16 protein-coding genes and 2 pseudogenes are annotated in these 20260 nt (G+C 37.9%); 4 read left to right on the top strand and 14 right to left on the bottom strand.

What is annotated here, in order from left to right:
* Positions 1 to 3: 3 nt before the first annotated feature.
* The 12 genes and pseudogenes from BK049_RS15285 to BK049_RS15235 form a co-directional block, all read right to left on the bottom strand.
* On the bottom strand, positions 4 to 687 hold the full coding sequence (locus BK049_RS15285) for a DUF7003 family protein (protein WP_071168881.1): 684 nt from the start codon (positions 685 to 687) through the stop codon (positions 4 to 6).
* A 23-nt stretch (positions 688 to 710) separates the two neighbouring features.
* Positions 711 to 1319 carry a hypothetical protein gene (locus tag BK049_RS15280; protein WP_008356136.1) on the bottom strand — a complete coding sequence of 203 codons (609 nt, stop codon included), beginning with the start codon at positions 1317 to 1319 and terminating at the stop codon, positions 711 to 713.
* Between the two features lie 56 nt (positions 1320 to 1375).
* A complete protein-coding gene (locus BK049_RS15275; protein WP_071168880.1) occupies positions 1376 to 2005 on the bottom strand; it encodes a hypothetical protein in 630 nt (209 codons plus the stop codon).
* Positions 2006 to 2029: 24 nt separating this feature from the next.
* A complete protein-coding gene (locus BK049_RS15270) occupies positions 2030 to 2407 on the bottom strand; it encodes a DUF2750 domain-containing protein (protein WP_008356132.1) in 378 nt (125 codons plus the stop codon).
* Between the two features lie 71 nt (positions 2408 to 2478).
* Positions 2479 to 2721, bottom strand: a complete 243-nt coding sequence (locus tag BK049_RS15265) for a DNA-binding protein (protein ID WP_008356129.1) — start codon at positions 2719 to 2721, stop codon at positions 2479 to 2481.
* A gap of 47 nt (positions 2722 to 2768) precedes the next feature.
* The gene (locus BK049_RS15260; RefSeq protein ID WP_071168879.1) at positions 2769 to 3527 is read right to left on the bottom strand and encodes an Imm26 family immunity protein; all 759 of its coding nucleotides are present in this window, start codon (positions 3525 to 3527) and stop codon (positions 2769 to 2771) included.
* A 380-nt stretch (positions 3528 to 3907) separates the two neighbouring features.
* Positions 3908 to 4099, bottom strand: a complete 192-nt coding sequence (locus BK049_RS20200; RefSeq protein WP_083381164.1) for a YxiG family protein — start codon at positions 4097 to 4099, stop codon at positions 3908 to 3910.
* Positions 4032 to 4229: pseudogene (locus tag BK049_RS20195) on the bottom strand (hypothetical protein); the annotation flags it as partial. The gene BK049_RS20200 and the pseudogene BK049_RS20195, both read right to left, overlap by 68 nt.
* 297 nt (positions 4230 to 4526) lie before the next feature.
* A complete protein-coding gene (locus tag BK049_RS15250; RefSeq protein ID WP_071168877.1) occupies positions 4527 to 5396 on the bottom strand; it encodes a hypothetical protein in 870 nt (289 codons plus the stop codon).
* Positions 5397 to 5435: 39 nt separating this feature from the next.
* The gene (locus tag BK049_RS15245; RefSeq protein ID WP_071168876.1) at positions 5436 to 12440 is read right to left on the bottom strand and encodes a DNRLRE domain-containing protein; all 7005 of its coding nucleotides are present in this window, start codon (positions 12438 to 12440) and stop codon (positions 5436 to 5438) included.
* Positions 12441 to 12609: 169 nt separating this feature from the next.
* Positions 12610 to 13214: pseudogene (gene blaOXA / locus BK049_RS15240) on the bottom strand (class D beta-lactamase); the annotation flags it as partial.
* A gap of 305 nt (positions 13215 to 13519) precedes the next feature.
* Positions 13520 to 14677, bottom strand: coding sequence for an acyl-CoA dehydrogenase family protein (locus BK049_RS15235; protein ID WP_008358462.1), 1158 nt, complete (start codon positions 14675 to 14677; stop codon positions 13520 to 13522).
* 144 nt (positions 14678 to 14821) lie between these two features.
* Here BK049_RS15235 and BK049_RS15230 point away from each other — a divergent pair, with 144 nt between their 5' ends.
* Genes BK049_RS15230 through BK049_RS15215 form a run of 4 tightly spaced genes read left to right on the top strand, consistent with a single transcriptional unit; the run spans position 14822 to position 17864 of the window.
* Positions 14822 to 15586: an amino acid ABC transporter ATP-binding protein gene (locus BK049_RS15230; RefSeq protein ID WP_034739082.1), complete on the top strand. Its 765-nt coding sequence runs from the start codon at positions 14822 to 14824 to the stop codon at positions 15584 to 15586.
* Positions 15583 to 16443 carry an amino acid ABC transporter substrate-binding protein gene (locus BK049_RS15225; protein ID WP_071168875.1) on the top strand — a complete coding sequence of 287 codons (861 nt, stop codon included), beginning with the start codon at positions 15583 to 15585 and terminating at the stop codon, positions 16441 to 16443. The genes BK049_RS15230 and BK049_RS15225 overlap by 4 nt, the downstream gene beginning before the upstream one ends.
* On the top strand, positions 16440 to 17138 hold the full coding sequence (locus BK049_RS15220) for an amino acid ABC transporter permease (protein ID WP_008358467.1): 699 nt from the start codon (positions 16440 to 16442) through the stop codon (positions 17136 to 17138). The genes BK049_RS15225 and BK049_RS15220 overlap by 4 nt, the downstream gene beginning before the upstream one ends.
* A gap of 12 nt (positions 17139 to 17150) precedes the next feature.
* Positions 17151 to 17864 (top strand): amino acid ABC transporter permease, encoded by a 714-nt coding sequence (locus tag BK049_RS15215; protein ID WP_008358470.1) that lies wholly within the window; start codon positions 17151 to 17153, stop codon positions 17862 to 17864.
* 42 nt (positions 17865 to 17906) lie between these two features.
* Here BK049_RS15215 and BK049_RS15210 read toward each other — a convergent pair whose 3' ends face one another.
* Both BK049_RS15210 and BK049_RS15205 read right to left on the bottom strand, forming a co-directional pair.
* Positions 17907 to 18947, bottom strand: coding sequence for a 2,3-butanediol dehydrogenase (locus BK049_RS15210; RefSeq protein WP_008358472.1), 1041 nt, complete (start codon positions 18945 to 18947; stop codon positions 17907 to 17909).
* Between the two features lie 70 nt (positions 18948 to 19017).
* On the bottom strand, positions 19018 to 20238 hold the full coding sequence (locus tag BK049_RS15205) for an MFS transporter (protein WP_071168874.1): 1221 nt from the start codon (positions 20236 to 20238) through the stop codon (positions 19018 to 19020).
* Between the last annotated feature and the right edge of the window lie 22 nt (positions 20239 to 20260).

Below are 20260 nucleotides of genomic sequence, written 5' to 3'. Positions count from 1 at the left end.
AAACTAAAAATATTCCACAGTATCAAAATCTGACCATAATCTCCAGTCAGTGTTCGTATTTATATTTACAATGCATGTTGGATCTTGATAGATCAAACTCTTCGCAACCGATTGAAAAAAAGGAGATTGACTAGGGAGTTGGCTATGCGTTTCTGGATGAAACCATGATTCAGTTGTATAGAGCGGTTTAGCATATACATGCTGAACGATGTCAAATTGTTCTTGATCTGTCATCCATAAACTATCCAGCAAATCTCGATGTTTGGCCATTTCTCTTAACAAAGTAATCCATTCATTTTCCTCTGTTACATCAGCTTGGCATGACTCTGGTATTTGAACATGAAAATAGTCTTCATTTAATCTAATTCGTAAAGGATGCTTTGTGAACCCATGTTCTATCTCATCATCATCTATTATTTCATGATGATGATCCACGAAATCAAAAAGCTCATCCAGTAGAAAATTGATTGATCCATTCTTTAAATCATGACCAATCGCATAAAAATCAATAGACGGTCCTACCTTCGATAAACCGAATAATTGAATCGTGATCAGCCAATTTTCCTCTCTAGTAAATAGAGAAAGCTTCCCTTTGGCAAAATCAAAGTTTACATTATCTAATAATGGAAACTCTTTATTTAGAAAAGACTCATCTAGTATAGATAACACATTGTCTATTTGATTCATGTCTTCCTCCTTATGAAGTTATTTCATTCTACGTTTGTATAATTTCGAATCAGTTCTTTTTTAAAATCATCAGGAAGTTTTTGATTCGGAAATACAACTGAAATCCAGCCTAATACAATCTCATCTAAAATTCTCCACGTTTTTAACAATTGTTTATTCATTTGTTCTAATTGAAGAATCGCTAGTACTCCTATCTCATAACCTCTGTCGCCATAAATGATCCATTTCGCAGAAGGGGAAACCCATATCACACGTGAAGCAATATCCATTATGCTATCATTTACACTCTCTATCGGATAATCCGTTAAAAGATCGAGGTAATCACTTGGTGTGAGGTTTAACGATACTTTCACCCAAGGATAATAACCAAAATCATGATAATAATCATCCATGCTCTTCTGCTCATCTAATACAGCCATGAGTATATAGTCATCATGATGATTCAAAGCTAAACCTTTTAATATTTCCCAACCATCATCTGATAACAACCAATGGAATTCTTCGAATAAATAATGAGGGGTTTTCGTTTTCAACACTTGATCAGGGAATGTCTTCGTACTGTGAATGAGCGAATGAACAAACGATAGAACATGTTCAAGTTCTTTTGGATCGGATATAAACAAATGTTTCACTTTATGCTCCTTTCATATCTTCGGGTAAGTCTATCATTAGTCGTTGATACTCCATCTCACCGCTTGTAACATGACGCATAATGAGAAAGCATTTGAGTGTAATAATCATTGAATGTTTTTTGGTCCTTCAATAAGCCTTCAAGCCAATTTGCTAAAACAGGGTGATCCATTCGTTTCCATCCTTCTTTTAATAACCTATTTTTCACAGAATCTTTTGTTGATATCATCCCTATTACACAAATTCCCATATCCCTATCTGCCCAAATCGCCCACTGCAAAGAATGAGCTAACCAGACAACTATATTCGAATTCGTGATTATATTATCCGCTATGGAACCTTTTGGGTGCATCCATAGTGCGTTTACATAATCCTCACTTGAAATGTTCACACTCGCTTTGACCCAATTAAAATAACCAAATTCCTTTAAATAATATTGAGTTGGATCTGGTTGAAGTACTGCAGTTAAAAATTCTCTATCTTGTGTAACAGTTGATAACTCTTTAATGGTTGGTAAAATATCATTACTCAATGCCCAATCAAACTCTTGAAACAAAAAACAATCAAATGTCTTACGGAAGACTTGTTGTGGTAGCTCTTTATTTGTGTCAAACACATGGTCTACTAAATTCTGATAGAATTTGAATTCTTTTTCTGAACGAATAAATAAGTCTTCAAGCCGTTTCAAACAACTACCTCCACTCTTGTCGAACTAGTAGTTTTTTAATTCTTCCTCTATATCTTCTTTTAATGTTTGAATTTCAATTGACACCGAATTATTTCGATTATAGAAAATGGACGGATTGATTCCATCTGCTATCATTCCCGGCAGCCACTCTTCTATGAAATCGTCTAAATCAATCATTTCTGGCACTGTTTTTCCCCATTGGTCGATCGCACAATAAGCGGCATGTTCCTCTGTCGGCCAAAAATGAAGCTGCGGTACACGATGTTCATCCTCTGACATCACCCACCCCTTCTCGTTTCTTAATGACCAAACCTCTTCAAAATCAACAATCTTTTTGATGAAATAGTCATAACGCTTTTTCGCAGGTAATTGGACGGTGGTTTCTAATTCTTTCGGATGCATGGATATTGCGTCACTCCTTTTATTTATAAATGGGCTTAACCATAAGAATTTAGCAAGCTCGTATATAGGAACTATTTGTATTCTTCTAACCAGTCATTCAAATCCTCTACAGGATGTAAGTAAGAATTAGGTGAATCTTTCAAATCAATTCCACTTAAAAGAATCAGCATATCCCAAACTTGATCATCGTCTATTTTTGGATCGTCTGCAGAAACGTAAATTTCAGCCCAATCAGACACTTGTTCTCTTGTGATCGTCCCCTTTAAGACATTTCGTATTTTATTTAAACAGTCTAGCATTTTTGGTTCAGCCATTTATTACACCATTCCTTTTTCAAAACTTATTTTGCGCTGTAAACTGCCTATATTTCATATTTAATAATATCCTCCATTGACATACCTTTAAAATATAATGAAAGAATGCTTATAATAGTGTATTCGCCAAGCATACCAATCGGGTTAAATATCATTTTAGCCGTTTTTGGGTCAGCAACCTCTAAGTCCATAACAGGTGCATTGTGACCTTCTTTCCCCTTGCTTACGTAATAATTTCCATCTCGGTATTCCACGAATTTCAGATTTTGAAGATTCTCTTCTTCTATAAAATCTTGATTTATTTTTGTGATGACATTCCATGAACCATTTAAAAAGCCTGTCAGACCTGTATTTGCAACAAATAGTTCATTCTCTTTTTTCATCAATTGTTTTAATTCATTTTTTTCTATTCTTTCATCAACAAACAAATCATAGTATTGGATTAAAATATCATCATATTGATTTTTCCCCTCACCCGCAATGATCAAAGCATAGCTCAATTTCCCAACTTCTTTTAATGGGAGTTCAAATATAGCTCCTGGTTCTACTTTACTTAAAGTTTTTACTTTTTTAGTTGTTATTTTAATATCCGTTACTTCTTTGTCGTTTAAATCATCAAAATAGTGACTACCTCCATTGTTTAAAGCCATCATAATTGTCAAAAGCATCTCATCAATCGTTGGCTTTCTCTTCAAATGTTCCTCAGTCATTTCATAGAATTGTTCAATCGCTTCTTCAAAAATATCTAATCCATCATCACCAATAATGATATTTTTTTTCTTATGTTCTTCTTCCCAAAAACCCATTGAAAGCATACACTCCTTATCTATGTTTTCTTGATTCCGACAAGTAATATTTATACTTTTTGTTCTTTTTACTAATTGGTCTTATTTTATTTCGAAGCTTTTTCTTTCCACCATAAAGTTTAACTGTTTTTTCGGTATTCGTTTATGATCGATAACAAGACTCGAGCTCCCGCAACAAGTGCAATAAATAAAATTATCGGACCATATAACAGTATCTTCTTCAAAAGAGACGATATCATCTGGATAACTAGAATCTAATAAGTATTGATAACGTGTCTTTAATTCATCGAATAAGCCTTGTTTATCCCCGCTGATTTTCATGGCCCTCTCCCCATTCTCTCAATGTTTTTAATTCTGATTTAGACACTAATGAGATCTTCCTATACACTGCAAATAAATTCCTGTGAGTCGAAACATACTTTTTTCGATTCTATCGCGAATAACATACAATCTATGTTAAATATAAAGTTTGCATGTGAATCAAATTCTTCAAGTTGTTTATTTTTAAGGTTCCCTATCCCATGAGGATGAGGATGGTAACTGATGCTGATCCACGAAATCAAAAAGCTCATCCAACAGAAAATTGATTGGACCATTATTCAACTCATGACCCATCTCAAAAGAATCAATAGCCGGTTTTAACTTCGATAAACCGAATAATTGAATCTTGAACAGCCAATTTTCCTCTCTAGTAAATAGAGAAAGCTTTACTTTGGCAAAATCAAAGTTCTCGTTATCTAATAGTGGAAACTCTTTATTAGAAAAGACTTATCTAGTATGAATAATCATTTCTTCCTTTCTTTTCTCACTTATATTTTCAGTATTTTTAGTTATTTCGAGTCCTCGCAAAACTAAGAATCACTAGATTAAAATTGAGTTGCGTATTTTTCTTAACATTGTTTTTATTAATCTAAATTTATAACAAAACCTCTTTTCTAAAGAAAAGAGGTTTTGTTAAATTAAAGTTGATAATTATAGTTAGATTTGTAATCTATAATCCTAAGATATCTTTCCAATATAAATATTATTATATTCATCTAATCCAGCAATAATATTATTATGTGATGTTATATCGGTGAATACTATTTTTTCATTAGTTTGCAAATCTAATAGACTTAAATCAAAATAATTTACAAAATCATTCGTTTTAAAAGCTTTACTGATTTCATAGTTAAGGGGGTCCCTTATAAAAAGATATAAACTTGATTTATGTTCACAAATAGCAGTCAAATCTAAATCTATTTTTCTAGTTTCAACAAATTTATCTGATACTAAATCTATTTTTTTAAATATTTTTTCACCTAATACACTAAAGTAGAGATATACATATGATCCAGTTACAAATGAATCATAATAGTGATCAATTGGATGAGGCTTTTCTTTATCTAATACTGGTTTGATTCTAAAAGTAGAATCAAACCTATTAAATCCCTTTTCACTTAATTCTCCATCGATCATCGAGAAAATTCCCATTTCATCATAGCCTACCCAAATATTTTGATCGTTGTCTATCTTAATAGAATTGATATAACGTCCAGCATAAAATGATTTATAAAATCCCTTTATAGGATTCCAAAAATATACATTTGGAGTCTCATCAATAATACCATCTTCATATTCTCTATCAAAAATCAAAAGATAATCATCTTTACACTTTAGTACAGAGGTAATCTGATCAATCGTAGTTACACTATACTCATAGTGTAACTCCTGTTCACTAATATGGTAAACATATAAATTATTAACATATTTATTCGCGTCAACTTCCTTTTGTAGAACAAATACTAAATACTCTTCGTTTAAGCTAAAACAACTAAGTTCTCTCTCATTAATATCCAAATTAAGTTTTTTAAAATAAATTTCCTGCATACTATCCTCATTTCTATTTTTAATAGTAAGATTTAAAGATCAATACGGATAACTTGTCACAACATAGTCTCCTGATTTTACTACCTTTACTTTTCTAGTCAATTTACCTTTTGTATTTCTTCCTACTGGTTTTTTAAACACCTTAAAATGAACTGTTCTCCCATCTGCTTGAGTGTATGCTGGTTTTTTTCTAGCAGTCGCCCTAGTAGTTCTCTTTAAAGTTTTTGAACTTTTGAATTTACTTTTAGGTCTTTTATTAGGCATTTTAGCTTTAGATTTTGGACCATGCTCTTGTTTTATATGTCGCCAGTTAATATTAGATTTTTTAGAAGGTTTCGCAAAATTATAAACCCTTTTCGCTCCCTTTAATTTTCCACCACCCAAAAATCCTGATACGGTTGCAGCCGCTACACCTTTCCAATCTTTCCCTGATTTATGTGCTTTGTATCCATCATATACCGCAAATCCTGCATTGACAACAAACCATACCCAATGGCCGTCTGGGTCTACATTCATGACTGGGTTGTTGTTTCCATAGGTATATCCGTTTTGATCTAGTGAATCTCCATCGCTTCCTGGGTCTGGGTCAAGTGATAGGAATACGCCATTTTTTGGTTCATAGTAGCGGGCGATTAAATAGTACAGTCCTGTTTCTTCGTCGAAGCGGTAGCCAGCATAGCGATATGGGTTTCCTTTTACTTCTTCATCTTCTTTTACTTTAGTTGGAACGCCCCATGTATCGTATTCGTACTCAGCAACGATTTTTCCTGCACTATTTGTGATGGCCATGACATCACCATGTGCATTGTAGTGATAGAAATATTTGTATCCATTTTGCGTGAATGCAAGGAGTTGTCCACTGTCACCGTATGTGTATGCTTTTGTGACTTCGTTGTCTCCATCTGTTTCGTATAAAACATTCAGGCTGTCGCCGTCATAAAAGTAATTGGTGACTTTCCCATTCACTGTTTTTTGAATTCTGTATCCACGCTCATCATATTTGTAAGTGACAAATGGCTTGTCTTCCCCTTTTTTTGTGATGGCTTTTATGTTATCTTCTGCATCCCATTCATAAAGGAATTGGCCGTCAGACGTTCGATTGCCATTTTTGTCATAAGTCAAGGTCTCATCATTTACCTTTGTTAGTTGGTTCATGATGTTAAATGATGCGTTGATTGTTTTCTTTACACCATTTTTTTCTGTCGTAACTGTTTTTCTATTCCCAAATCCATCATATGTGTACTCAATGACCGTGCCATCTGGATGAGTTTCTTTGATCAATTGATCTAATTTTCCATACTCATAACGAATCTTCCCGTTAATGCCTTGATCAACAGTTATTCTGTTTCCATTTTGATCATATTCGTAGGCTTCGTTTAAAATCGTAGTCCCTTGGTTTGTTCCAATATGCAATTCGTTGATTAAATTACGTTCATCATATGCAAAGCTAGCACCACTGCCGTTACCTGTAATAAAGGACTGGACATTTCCATTTTCATCATAATCAAACGAATACGTAGAACTCGAATCCTTCATCTGCGTCATTTGATCAAGCTTATTGTAACTGAATTGGTTCGTCCCTTTTTGATTTCCGTGTGTCCACTCAAAGGATTTCAGTTTATCTGAATCGGTTGGATACGTCCAAGTTTGGCTACTGCCTCGCTCCGTTAACTTTGTCATACGGTTTTGTTGGTCAAACGTTCGATTTTTGGTTGTGTTTTGTTCTTTATTGACTACCGTTGTTTCGTTTCCATTTTTATCATAGCTAAAGTGATATTTTTCTGTTCCATTATATGACTTTGATTTCACTCTGTCTGTTCCATCATACGTGAGAGAAACTTCATGTCCATTGGCAGAAATGGTTTTGATTAAGTTGCTATTTGCATCATATTCACTTTTCAACACATTCCCTAATGGATCAATCGTTTTTGTCAATTTACCCATCAGGTCGTATTCAAATTGATACGTCTGATCTGAATCAGCACGAATAGTTTTCGACCGTTCATTTCCCTCTTTATCGTAGGTTCTCACGATGGATGTCCCGTTAGATAAAGTGATTTTCTTCAGCTGATCGGCTTGGTCGTATTCAAATGTTGTTTTTTCGCCTTTCGCATCTGTTTCAGAAAGCTTTTTGCCCGTTTCATCGTAGGTAGATTGAGATGAGTAACCAAGCTCATCCTCTTCTTTAACAGCATAATTTCCCTTCTCGTCGTAAGTGGTTTTCGTTAACAGGCTACCTTCTACTAGGCGGATATCATCAAACCAAGCCGTTCCAGTCGCGCTTTTTTGGAAAACGATCTGAACGTCGACTTTTTTCAACGGTTTTGTTTTTGGTATGACAACCGCCGCTCGGTTCCACTCTTGTGTACCAGTTGGGAATTTCGCATTAAACGTTCCTGTTGTGCCATCTGTATACGTAACGGACGCTTGAAGTGAGTAATCATTTTCATTTGATACTTTTACATTTTCAGCCTTAGACATCCCAGTCAGTGTGACATACACAGGTTGATCATTCGTACTTTGCTCAATTGGGACAGATTGTTTATAGATGACATTCGCTTGAGATGAAGAAGTTCTAGTCATTTTTAACGAAACGTCATCGTTAAAGCCTTCTTCATTATCTAATGAACCACCTGTTCCACTCCAACCTGTTGTTTTATCCGTAAAGGAATTATTTTTGACTGGATTATAACTTGAAGAAACTTCGCCTTTTTCCAGTTGAATCTCATCGAACCAGGCTTTTCCTTTTCCAGCTTTATTTCGATGATCCACTTCCATATAGATCACAGCTTTACCTGCATGAGATGGCGTCGTAAACGTGACTTGACGCTTTGTCCAATCATTTTTGCCTGATAATGTGCTGTAGCCGTTACTGATCCATTGAATTCGCTTGTTGTTTGTATCTCTTAAATCGATGTTAAAAAATGCTCTCGCTTTCGTTAGCTCAGTCTTTATTTTTCCACTAAGTGTATACGTTGTATTTGGCTCTAGTGTCACTTCTTGAGTAGCCGAAGAATAGCCAAGTTCAGTTCCTTCAGTTGTCGATTGTGAACTGATCTCTAATACTTTACTACCAGACAAAGCACCACTTTTTCCAGCTGTTTGCGCTAACTTCCCATCATCCTTAGATGCTGTAAGCTTCCAGCCAGTTAGCGTATCTTCAAAGCTACCATTTTTTAATATACTCGCAGCTGCAGCAAGTTCTTTACTCGTTTGTACCAAATTCCCGTAAGAATCATAAATACTTGCTGAAGACATATTTCCACTTTGATCCGTTTCAGATACAGCATCTAACCCATCGTAGGCGATATCTGTGATATCTCCTTCTGTATCTTTCACTTTAGTGACGTCATTGTTTTTGTTATATTCGTAGGTTTCTGTGCCGTAAGCATCCTTTGCCTGAATGACGTTGCCATTTTTGTCATACGAATAGCTTTCTGTAGCTTTTCCTTTTTCTACATCATTGGGGTCAGTTTCTTCTACGATTTGGTTGCCTTCATATTTCGTTTTAGTGGTGATTTTAAGCCCTTCCGCATCATCTACTACTTGAATTGGATTAGCTGCTTCGTTGTACGTATACTGTATTTTTCGGCCGTTTGGCTGCGTTAGCATGAGTGTCTTTTTAGACATATCATATGCATACTCAAAGGTTTCTTTTTTTGCATTGATTGCTTTGACTAAACGGTGATTTTCATATTGGTATTCTGTAAAAACAGGCTGATCTTCTGTGCTGTTTTGAGAGAATTGTTTAATCAATTTGCCTTCTTTGTCGTATTCATACGAGATGCTCGTTCCATCTGAGTCAATGACTTTCACTAGTAGACCTGCATCGTACTCATATGAAAGCTTTTTCCCTTTTGGTCCTTGAACCGAGATGATATGACCATCTGCATCATATTCGATTGTTATTTTTCGTCCAGATGCATCTTCTATTGATGTGAGCTGATTGTTTTCGTTATATTCGTATGTCGTTGTATTTTTATGTCCATCTACAATCTTGGTGATCTTCCCACCATTTTTACTAAAGTGCGCAAAGGTTTGATCCTTCGTTTTTAACATGTATTCATCTTTTGATTCCGTTAATTCAAGGAAAATACCTGTTGGTGGTTGATACGTACCATCTGCTTTTTTTGTAAAAACATGAGTTGTGGCGTCCTCATCAAGATAGATGGCACCTTCTTTTGTTGGCGTGATGCTTGTTTCTACATCTGCGTACCACCCTTGACCAAACAGATGGTCAGCTGCATCTAAACTGTTGTACGTTCTGCCAATTCCTAGTCCCGGTCCTCTTCCATCAATCGACATTTCTTCTTCACTGACAATCATATTACCAGTTGCACCATTGAGCTGGCCGTCTGGTATATCAATAATCGACCAATAATCCTCTGTTCCAAGGAATTCTACACCTTCATGGAATGTCGGGTTAAAGGCTGGTGTCGGAATGGTTTCTCCATTTGCATCGTAGGCGGAAAGAGTAAAGGAGTAGTTCTTGCGTCCTTTGTAATTTCCATTCGCATTTTCATATACGGGTGAAGGATCTAGTGCTAGTTCCCCTCCCTTACCATCAGTATGGAGTACATATTTTCCATTTTTAATTTCATCAGGAGTTGGCCAGATGTTCTTGTTTTGTGTCGTCCAATGATCGACATCACCCACATCAAATGATTGATATGCCTTACCATTATAGATATTGATTTTATACCCTTTTGCATTTTTCACTTTGTCCCAATGTAAATTGATGTAACCCGTTTGGCTCTCTTTTGTATTGGTATAAGCATATCCAGATAAAGCTTTCGGTCTAGATAGATCAGGTAAAGTTGGTCCAGCTGGCGGCGAAGCAATGGCTTCTCCATCTTTATTGTAGGCAATCACTCTGAAGGAATAATGTTTTTGAGACGCATCTCCTCCAGCATTTTTATAAGTCGCACCAGGATGAATTGGAAGCTCTGCACCTTTTCCATCTTGCAGGTGCAATGCATATTTACCTGCTTTAATCTCAGCAGCTGTCGGCCAGACTTTTTTCCCTTTTGTTGACCAAGATGTTTGATTCCCGAGATCCAATGTCTCATAGCTTTTTCCGTTAAACATTTGAATTTTATATCCGGTTGCACCAGAAACTGGATTCCAAGAGAGATCAAAGTAACCTGTTGCGTTATTATTATTGAAACCTTTTGTACTAGGTGCTTTTGCTCTAGCCACATTCGGCACAACAGGTTTTACTTTTGCCGACATAGCACCTTCACCTTGGTCAAATATCGCACTTACAGCTACCCAATAATTTTTACTTGTCGCATAATTGCCGCCTGAGTTTTTATAAACTGGAGAAGGATCAACTGCTAATTCAGTCCCACCTTTTCCATCTAAATGGAGTTTATATTTTTTTGCGGCAATCTCGCTCGCTGTCGGCCATATATTCTTTCCTTTTGTACTCCATGACGCCACATTCCCAACTGAAATGGCTTCATACTCTTTTCCGTTATATATCCACACTTTGTAGCCTTTTGCGCCAGACACCTTTTTCCAACTTAAATTTAAGTAACCTGTACCATTTCCATTACTAAAACCTTTTACAGTTGGGGCATTTGCTTGTGGAATTGTATACGTTACTTCAATGACTGGTTTATTGGTAGAGTTTGTTGATGAAATTATTTTTTTCCAATGGTCTTGTCCATTTCCATTTGCATGTAATTTAAATCCATAGTTAGCTGTTCCGCTATTCCAAGCTTTAATGGTCGATGTCACATCATAGGTGGCCCATTGTCCTTTATATACGTTGGCTTTACCGATGTTTTTGGAACTTGGTTTATTGTTCCATGTTAGTTTTGTATGATCATAGTTTGCATTCACTGTATCCAGCCAAAGACCCGTTGCCTTCGTTCCGTAATATGAATGAGCAACATACGCTTTGAGCGTCGCTTTTGTTACATTCATATTTTGAATCGGTTTGAATGAATTAAACTTCATGAACGCGTAGTTTGTACCAGTTGTTTTGTCATAATAACCGGTTTTCAGTACATAACTTTTTAGATTAGCATCCCATTTTTGCGTAGAAGTTGAATAGTTTGTTGTTGGGTATGCACTCATAATGAATGTGTCTGATGAAACAGATAAAGAAGTCGATGGATCGATAGACACAGGATAAACTCGTTCAGGGTCCTTGAGCCATTTCTCATCAGCAGTCACTCGAAGTAAATAGCCATCATCCTCTTTTTGCAATTCAAAGCTCACATCTTCTGATCGAGCCACTTCACCTGACTTTTCATCTAGATTTGAATCAGTCATAAACGGTTTTGGAACTTGAAAAATGGTTCGTTCTTTTTGATCATAAAATGTAATAGAACCATCTTCTTCAATTTTTCCAGTTAAATCTGTCTTTATTTTAAATGTAAAAGAATTGTAGCCATCATATCGTTTGAGTACAATATCTTCTTTGATATTTTCATTAAAAGTAAATGATCGCAAATCAATATTTGGAAATACCTCTTCGTATGTAAGCTCGTTGGTGTTCTCTGTAAATTGTGCAGAGGGATCTTTGGAACGAATTTCTGATTTGTTTGTTCCTGAAGCTTTTAAAATTGAAAATTCAATTTGATGCTTCTTATGTTCGAATGTAGCATAGAGCCCTTGCTTCATTTGTTTTTGAAAGGTTGAATCCAACCTTGCATTTTCCGTTTCTATTTCTTTTTTCGAAGTTGACTTTAACTCTGGAGAGATGTCCTCCCACTCAGCATCTGGTGACTCTTTTATATGAATTGGGTCAGGATATACTTCTTGCGTAAATACCCCCTCTCCTTCATAGAAAAGTTTGCTATTTTCTGTTCTTTCCGAAAGAACTTCTCCGTCTTTTCCAATTTCAGCTTCATCAATCCCTGCCATTTCAAGGGTCTTTGAATCGTCTGTTTCTTGCATGCTGTTAGGACTTGATTTTGTATTTTCTACATGTTCTTCTGCAAAAATGTCAGAAGGTAACATTGATATAAGCATCACAAAGGCTAGAAGCGCTGCAATATTTCTTTTCCAATTTACTTTTCTTTTTAGATTCATATCGGTCTCCTTATCATATATTTGTAACATTTGTAACAATACGTCATATATCATAATATATTCAAAATCATGTTTCAATATTTTTCTAGAAATATACCATTCTTTCAAACTAACCCAAGTATCATCTTTTTATCAATATATACCCAAATTCACTCATAAAAAAAGCACCCTAAACGGATGCTTCTACCAAATTCAAAATACGATAGGTGATTTCTTTTGCTTCTAGTCCGGTGCCTTCTATATTTGTGGCGAAGATGTAGGTTTTGTTTTCCTTTTTGATGAAGCCTGCGTACCAGCCGATTCCTGATCCGGAGCCTGTTTTTCCGTATAGCGTGGCGTGTTTCTCTTCTTCTTGTATCATCATTCGTTTGACGGTTCTCATAACCAATAGGTCAAATGGGAGACTTTCTTCATATAGCTGTTTAAGGAAATGGACTTGTTCTACTGGAGAAATGCGCAACGTACTGCTTAGCCAAAATTGATCGATTCCGCCAGATATGTCTTGATTCCCATAATGAATGGCGTTTATCCAATGGCTCATGCGTTCTTCCCCGATGTCACGCGCCATGGCTTGATAATACCAGACGACTGAATCTCTCATGCAGAGACCAGTGTATGGTCCTTATTCCAGTTATCACTCTCTCTTTTTACTCCGTCCCAATATTTGAAATCGTATTCATCTTTAACTGCGCCAGTTTGAAGTTCGATTAAGGCATTTGCTATTTTAAACGTTGATTGTGGTGCAAAGCGCTGTTTCGCTCTTTTTTTGTTATAGTTATACACCCAAGGTAATTTTTCTTTTACTTCTTGAATCAAAATGTGCCTTCCCGCTCTTTCATGAATTCATCGACGGACTATTTTGGAGATGTTCCTTCACTTGATGCAGGCTTGCTCATACAAGGTGCTGCAAGCATCACGCCAGCAATCAGCCATTTCATCTTCTTTTTTTGCAAACAATCACTCTCTTTGCTCATGATTGCAATCGATTCTAGCATGCTGACTGATCAGAAATAAGAGCCGCTCGTCCTCTTTTTCAATCAAAAAAGCCGGTTTTATCCGGCTTTCTGTTTATTGTACGTTCATTTTTTCTCTTCAATCGCTTGCTTTGCAATTTTCGAAATCGTCATATCGTCCATTGGTGGGTTATGAAGGCCAGCACGAATGTCTCGATAGTAACGTTGAAGCGGGCAGCTAAGGCTTAAGCTTTTTGCACCGACTAAACGCATGGCTTTATCGACCACTTGCAAACTATGATTGACGACTGTATGCTTCACAGCACCGAATTCATTGATTAACAGCTCTCTTTTCTCTGGCTGCTCATACAATGTTGTCGTTGAATAGATGACATGGCGTGCTTGCTTTAGTAGTAAATCAATTTCGCCAATCAGTGTTTGGACATTTGGCAGTTCGCTAATCGTTCCGCTAATACTGTTCGGTGAATGGGTGATGGCATACTGAACAGCATAGTCTCTTGCCGCTTGCGCAATCCCTAAATAACAGGAAGGGATATGTGCGATCCAAGGATTCAGCGTACCGCCCCGAGGTCCTTTTTGCACTTCAACCAACATGTCATCTGGAACTTCCACTTGATCTAGAATTAAATCATGGCTCTCTGTTCCTCTCATGCCAACAACATCCCACGTTTCTTCTATAGAAACACCTTTTGTATCACGGTGAATTAAGAAGAAGCCCATCGCTTCTTTTTCTTCGATCCATACTCCGACGAGAAAGTATGTGAGTGCTGGTGACATCGTTGTGAATATTTTCCGGCCATTGATCACCCAATGATCTCCTGATTTCGTTGCAGTTGTTCCAGGTTTGCCTCCTCTTGTTGGACTCCCTGTCTGCGCCTCACTGACGGCCCGGTTCACAAGAGCCCCATTCTTGATTTCTTCAGCAAAAAATTGCAGCTGCTTCTCATTCCATAGTTTCTTTTCATAAATTTCACCAACAACTCCTTGATGCCAGCCGATCGATAAGGCAGTTGCTCCATCCATACTTCCTAGCGTTTCTTGAAAAAGGACCATATCCTTTACAGATTGACCCCCGCCCCCGTACTCAACAGGCAGAGACAACGTTGTATAGCCCAGTTCTACTAATGATTCGATATTTTGTTTAGGAAAATAGGCACCCTCATCATGTTCTTTTGCAGATTGTTCGATCGTCTCACGAAGGGATTCTAGTTGATTTAGCCAATTTTTTTGAAAATCTGTATCGACAAATAATGCTTTAGACAAAACATATCCAACTCCTCTGTTTCTCGCAATCTATCTTATCCGATTTATCCAATAGGTATTATTAAAACACACTTTACTTATAGGATTTAATGTGTTAAATTTTATCAATATTAAGTACATATGTCAAAGGAACGTGATGCTTTTATGATTTCTGCTACTAATCTACATAAATCCTATGGGTCAACTCATGTGTTAAAAGGAATTAATTTCACCGTACAAGAAGGTGAAGTGGTCGCCATTATTGGACCGAGCGGATCAGGAAAAACAACACTTCTTCGCAGTTTAAACAGCCTTGATATCCCAGACAAAGGAACGCTGACAGTTGGAGAAGCCACGATTCAATTTGAACAATATCGAAAAAAAGATCTTCTAAAACTCAGACAGCAATCGTCTATGGTATTCCAGCATTATCACTTGTTTCAAAATAAACGAGCACTTGAAAACATCACAGAAGGATTGATTGTGTCTCAAAACATGTCTAAAAAAGAGGCAGAAAAAATCGGAGAGCAATTGTTAACGCGAATTGGGCTACTTCATAAAAAAGAAGCATTTCCAAGCGAATTATCCGGCGGTCAACAGCAGCGAATCGGAATTGCGCGTGCTCTTGCCATGAATCCTGCGGTGCTTTTATTTGATGAGCCGACGTCCGCGCTGGACCCAGAGATGGTCGGAGAAATCCTTGAAATGATGAAAGATATTGCGAGCCAAGGAATGACGATGGTCATTGTGACGCATGAAATTTCGTTTGCAAAGGATGTAGCGGATACAGTGATCTTTATGGCAGATGGGGAAATCGTTGAAAAAGGCTCACCAGAAGACGTCTTGATGAAGCCTCAGCATGAACGGACGAAACAATTTTTATCAAGAATTCATCGCGGGATGTGGCAAGGAACGGAGGAAGACAGATGAAGCGCAAGACTTTATTCACTTCCGCTAGTATTCTTCTGTTTCTCCTCTCACTCATTGGCTGCAGTAGTGTGAAAACAACAACAGATGATGGCAGACAAATTGTCAAAGTCGCACTAAGCGCAGAAGTCAATCCGCCTTTTTTAGCCACAAATGACCAAAACGAGCCGATTGGCTATAACATCGATTATTTAAATGAAGTCGAGAAACGTTTGCCACACGTTCATTTTGATTATATCTTTGGCGAGGAAGAATCCAATTTAATTGGGATTGGCGCTGGGAAATTTGAAATGGCGGCTAATTGGTTTTTCAGTAATCCTGAACGCGAAAAACGTTTTCTTTATCCTAAGGTTCCATACGGCTATTCGATGACAGGCTTAATTGTGAATGAATCAGAGCAAGATATTCAATCTCTTGACGATATGACATCAAAAAAGCTCGCCCCCGTCAGTCCTAGCGGCGGCCTTCGTTCCATATTAAATCAATATAATGAAGAAAATGATCCAAAAATTCCGCTCACCACCATTGAAAGTCCTTCAAACGAACTCAATTTAAAACGAGTCGAAAGCGGACGATCCGATGCGGCTTTTATGAATATTTCGACCTTTGATACGATTCAAAAACATCTTCACCTGAAAGTCAAAGTGGGCGGTATTGTCTCAAAGGAACCTATTTATCTTGTCTTACAGCCTAGTCAAAAGAAACTAGCATCAGAATTGGACCGAGTGACACAAGAGATGATCGAAGATGGAACATTACCTGACCTTGCGAAGAAATGGTTTGGCGTTGATTTCTTTCAAGATATTGACTATATATCAGAGCAAGGCTATCAATATGAAGAAAGGAAGGAAGCGCCATGACGTTTACAGCTGGAGATTGGCTGAGCATCTTTTTACAGGTGGTTGATCGTCTGCCACTCACATTTCTTATGATTGTGGTGTCTTTGTTTTTTGCCATCATCATCGGATTGCTATTTGCCTGTATTCGAATCAAACAAATGCCAGTGCTGAAACAATTGGCGGTCATTTATTTGTCATTTACACGAAGTACGCCGCTCATTGTTCAGTTATTTCTGATTTATTTTGGCCTACCTCAGCTTTTACTCATGGCCGGTATTCAAATCAATCATTGGGATCGTGTGTTATTTGTCATGATCACATTCTCTTTACATACGGGCGCTTATTTATCTGAAGTCTTTCGCAGTGCCTATTCCTCTGTGGGGAGAGATCAGCTTGAAGCAGCTTACATTGTTGGGATGACAGATACGCAGGCATTAATGAGGATCATTATTCCGCAAGCCTTTCTCATTGCACTTCCGAACCTCGGAAATTACACCATTGATCTCGTAAAAGATACCGCCATTGCATTTACAATCGGACTCATTGATATGATGGGACAGGTCAAAATCATCCTAGGCAATAACTACGGGATAGGGATGTTTGAAGTGTACGTCATCATTGCAATTGTGTATTGGCTGATTTGCATCAGTATTGAACTGATCACGATGCTACTGGAAAGAAAGTTTGTGAAAGGCCGCACCAGCCTGTCACGCTAAGGAGGCGATTTGATGCAAACCATTGATATATCATTTGCGATTGACCAAATACCACATATTCTAAAAGGCGTTCCCTTTACCTTATTGATTGCACTTGTTTCTATGGCTGTGAGCCTTTTGATTGGATCTGTTTTTGCTTTCATTCGCCTCTTTCGTATCCCTGTGCTCCGCCAGCTGGTCACACTCTATGTCTCATTTTTTAGAGGAACACCTCTCATTGTTCAGTTGTTTGCTTTCTTTTATGGCATTCCATTTGTTCTGACCAAAATAAATAGCACTTTTGGGTTGACCTTTCACCCGGATATGGTCTCCCCGCTTACCGTTGCCCTTATCACCTTCAGCCTGCATTCAGCCGCACATTTAACAGAAGTGGTCCGAAGCGCACTTCTTGCAGTAGACAGAGGGCAGCTTGAAGCGGCAAAAATCGTTGGCATGACCACCAGACAGGCGATGATTCGCATTATTTTACCGCAAGCGTTTGTGGTTGCCCTGCCAAACCTAGGAAATCAGCTCATTCAGCTGTTAAAAGCCACATCCCTTTCGTTTACAATTGGTGTACTGGAAATCATGGGAATCTCTCGCATCATTGCAAATGATGGCTACAAGTTTTTAGAAACGTATCTTGTCTCTGCTTTGATCTATTGGATGCTTAGTATTTTCTTTGAACTCGCTTTTGCTTTGTTAGAGAAACGAGTCAGCGTGTACGGAAAATCTCTTGGACGTTAAAAAAAAAGAGAATGGCAGATGCCCTTCTCTTTGTCGTCCTACTTATTCAGCACTGACTAAAATTTTCACTTGATCTTTTTCATTGATTAATGCATGGAAGCCTTCCTCGATCACATCGTCCAGCTTGATTTTTTTCGTGACGAGTGTATCCGCAGAGAAATAGCCTTTTCTCATTAGGTTTAATACAGATGGGAAGATATTTCTATAGCCAATGATGCCTTTGATTGTCCGTTCTTTAATGACAATGTCATTCGGCAGAATTTCTGCACCTTGCTCCCAAATACTCACAATGACCGTTTCACCTGAAATTCTAGTTGATTGGATGGCTTGCTTCAATACAACAGGTACACCTGTCACTTCAAAAGAAACATCGACTCCACCGTTTGTACGGCGGGCGATTTCTTGAACAACATCTTCATATTGAGAAGGATCTACAATGATCGCTCCAAGCTCTTTTGCTTTTTCTTGGCGCTCTTTTGATAATTCCACTGCATAAATATCTGTAGCACCAGCCGCTTTCAGCGCTTCAATGACAAGTAAGCCAATTGGTCCGCAGCCAAACACAGCCGCTGTATCCCCAGCTTTTAGTTTACTAGAACGAACGGCATATAAAGCAACTGCAGCAGGTTCTACGAGTGCACCTTGTTCATATGAGATTTCGTCTGGTAATAAATGAAGTAATTCTTCATCGACTGATACATATTCAGAGAATCCACCGCCGCCACCGGCAAGTCCTAAAAAGCCCAAGTTTTCATCTAAGTTGTAGGCACCTTGATGCCCGTGAGTTGCAAAAATAGGTTCTACAACGACTCGATCGCCTACTTTGTAATCGCTCACACCTTCTCCTACCTCAACAACCTCACCTGAAAACTCATGACCAAGTGTCACAGGTGCTTTTTCTTTTGTCAGTGGATGAGGTTCATTGACCGGAATGAAGATAGGCCCTCCTAAATATTCATGTAAATCACTACCACAAATGCCGCACCATTTTACTTTAAGCTTCACTTTTCCTGGAGCAACTGTTGGTTCGTCAATTTCCTCTAGTCGAATGTCCTTTTGATCGTGCCAGCGTAGTGCTTTCATTTGTAAGACTCCTTTTCTCTTTTTTTTAATTAACTTACTTAAATAATGATAACATAATTTTTTAAATTTTCTAAGAAAGATGCACTATTTTTTTGACAGTCAATGGACGAAAAATGACAAAACATAGCAATAGACAAATAAGAAGCATACATAGACAACCAATTATGACAGAGATTCGAATCGATAAAACATGTGCCAACACGCCAGATATTCCTGTCATGGGAATCGTCAGAACGGCTTCACATAAAGCATAAAAACTTACCACTCTCCCCATGACCTCTACCGGGATATTCGTTTGATAAAAAGTCATAAAGCCTGTGTTCGCAAATGCTAAAAAGAAAGCGAGAACAAAAAAGCCAACTGCTGCTGCAGTCAATGTGCTGGAAAAAGCATAGATCAAGTAACCAAAAGCCACAAACAAACTTCCCGCACCAAGCATAATAGAAACAGGCAGCCTTTCGACAATGACCGTATTGAGACATGCCCCTGCGATAATCCCTGCTCCTGCCATACTGACAAGAAATCCATATTCGGTATTGGTCAGCATCAACACTTCTTTTGCAAAAGCTGTTTCAAGTGAGTCAATAGCAGTAGGCAACACCATGATAGCGGCACTGAATAATAAATACACCGCCATCACTTGGCGAGATGTGAGACTGAAACGAAGAACAAGTGCTGCATCCTCCTTTAATATGGAAAGGGAAAACTCCTTTTGTGCCTCGTTTGTTTTTGACAAAATCGGTAAACACATTGTCAAAAGAGCGGATATCAAAAGGCAGATCGCATTCACATAAATTGAAAAGACTGGTGTGCCGATCAGAAAAAGCAGCCCTGCTACGGCGGGTCCGAGTAAAAATCCACCAGACTGAAGCAAAGATCGAATGGCATTAAACCGTTTTCGTTTATCCGCCGGTATTAGTGCTGTCATATACACCATCGAAGCTGGATGAAACATGGCGTGTGCCATCTGCATGAGAAACAACATAACGTATACGATCAATAAATGGCCTGAAAATAAGGCAATGGGAATACATGCAATCAGAACGGCCCGGCATAGATCTAGACTGATCATGACATTACGCTGATTCAGCCTGTCAATCAAACTGCCAGACCAGCTATTTGTTAAAAGAGCAGAGACAGGCCTTAGCAGATAGACGGCTGTTACAGCAAGAACGGAGCCCGTTTCCTGAAAAATCAGTAGGTGGAGAGCAATCATGTATATCCATTCTCCTATGTTCGCCATACCAATCGCTCCAAGTAAAATGCTCATATCTCGCCAATGTTTTTTCATCGTAACGTTCCCCCTATTTGTC

The organism is Bacillus xiamenensis, assembly GCF_001857925.1.
Classification (GTDB): domain Bacteria; phylum Bacillota; class Bacilli; order Bacillales; family Bacillaceae; genus Bacillus; species Bacillus xiamenensis.
This window is presented reverse-complemented; position numbering and strand designations above follow the sequence as displayed.

Bases quoted from the DNA above. Each gene is read 5' to 3' on its own strand.
- BK049_RS15285 (WP_071168881.1), bottom strand. From the start codon at position 687: ATGAATCAAATAGACAATGTGTTATCTATACTAGATGAGTCTTTTCTA.
- BK049_RS15270 (WP_008356132.1), bottom strand. From the start codon at position 2,407: ATGCATCCGAAAGAATTAGAAACCACCGTCCAATTACCTGCGAAAAAG.
- BK049_RS15265 (WP_008356129.1), bottom strand. From the start codon at position 2,721: ATGGCTGAACCAAAAATGCTAGACTGTTTAAATAAAATACGAAATGTC.
- BK049_RS15260 (WP_071168879.1), bottom strand. From the start codon at position 3,527: ATGGGTTTTTGGGAAGAAGAACATAAGAAAAAAAATATCATTATTGGT.
- BK049_RS20200 (WP_083381164.1), bottom strand. From the start codon at position 4,099: ATGAGCTTTTTGATTTCGTGGATCAGCATCAGTTACCATCCTCATCCT.
- BK049_RS15250 (WP_071168877.1), bottom strand. From the start codon at position 5,396: ATGCAGGAAATTTATTTTAAAAAACTTAATTTGGATATTAATGAGAGA.
- BK049_RS15245 (WP_071168876.1), bottom strand. From the start codon at position 12,440: ATGAATCTAAAAAGAAAAGTAAATTGGAAAAGAAATATTGCAGCGCTT.
- BK049_RS15230 (WP_034739082.1), top strand. From the start codon at position 14,822: ATGATTTCTGCTACTAATCTACATAAATCCTATGGGTCAACTCATGTG.
- BK049_RS15225 (WP_071168875.1), top strand. From the start codon at position 15,583: ATGAAGCGCAAGACTTTATTCACTTCCGCTAGTATTCTTCTGTTTCTC.
- BK049_RS15220 (WP_008358467.1), top strand. From the start codon at position 16,440: ATGACGTTTACAGCTGGAGATTGGCTGAGCATCTTTTTACAGGTGGTT.
- BK049_RS15215 (WP_008358470.1), top strand. From the start codon at position 17,151: ATGCAAACCATTGATATATCATTTGCGATTGACCAAATACCACATATT.
- BK049_RS15210 (WP_008358472.1), bottom strand. From the start codon at position 18,947: ATGAAAGCACTACGCTGGCACGATCAAAAGGACATTCGACTAGAGGAA.
- BK049_RS15205 (WP_071168874.1), bottom strand. From the start codon at position 20,238: ATGAAAAAACATTGGCGAGATATGAGCATTTTACTTGGAGCGATTGGT.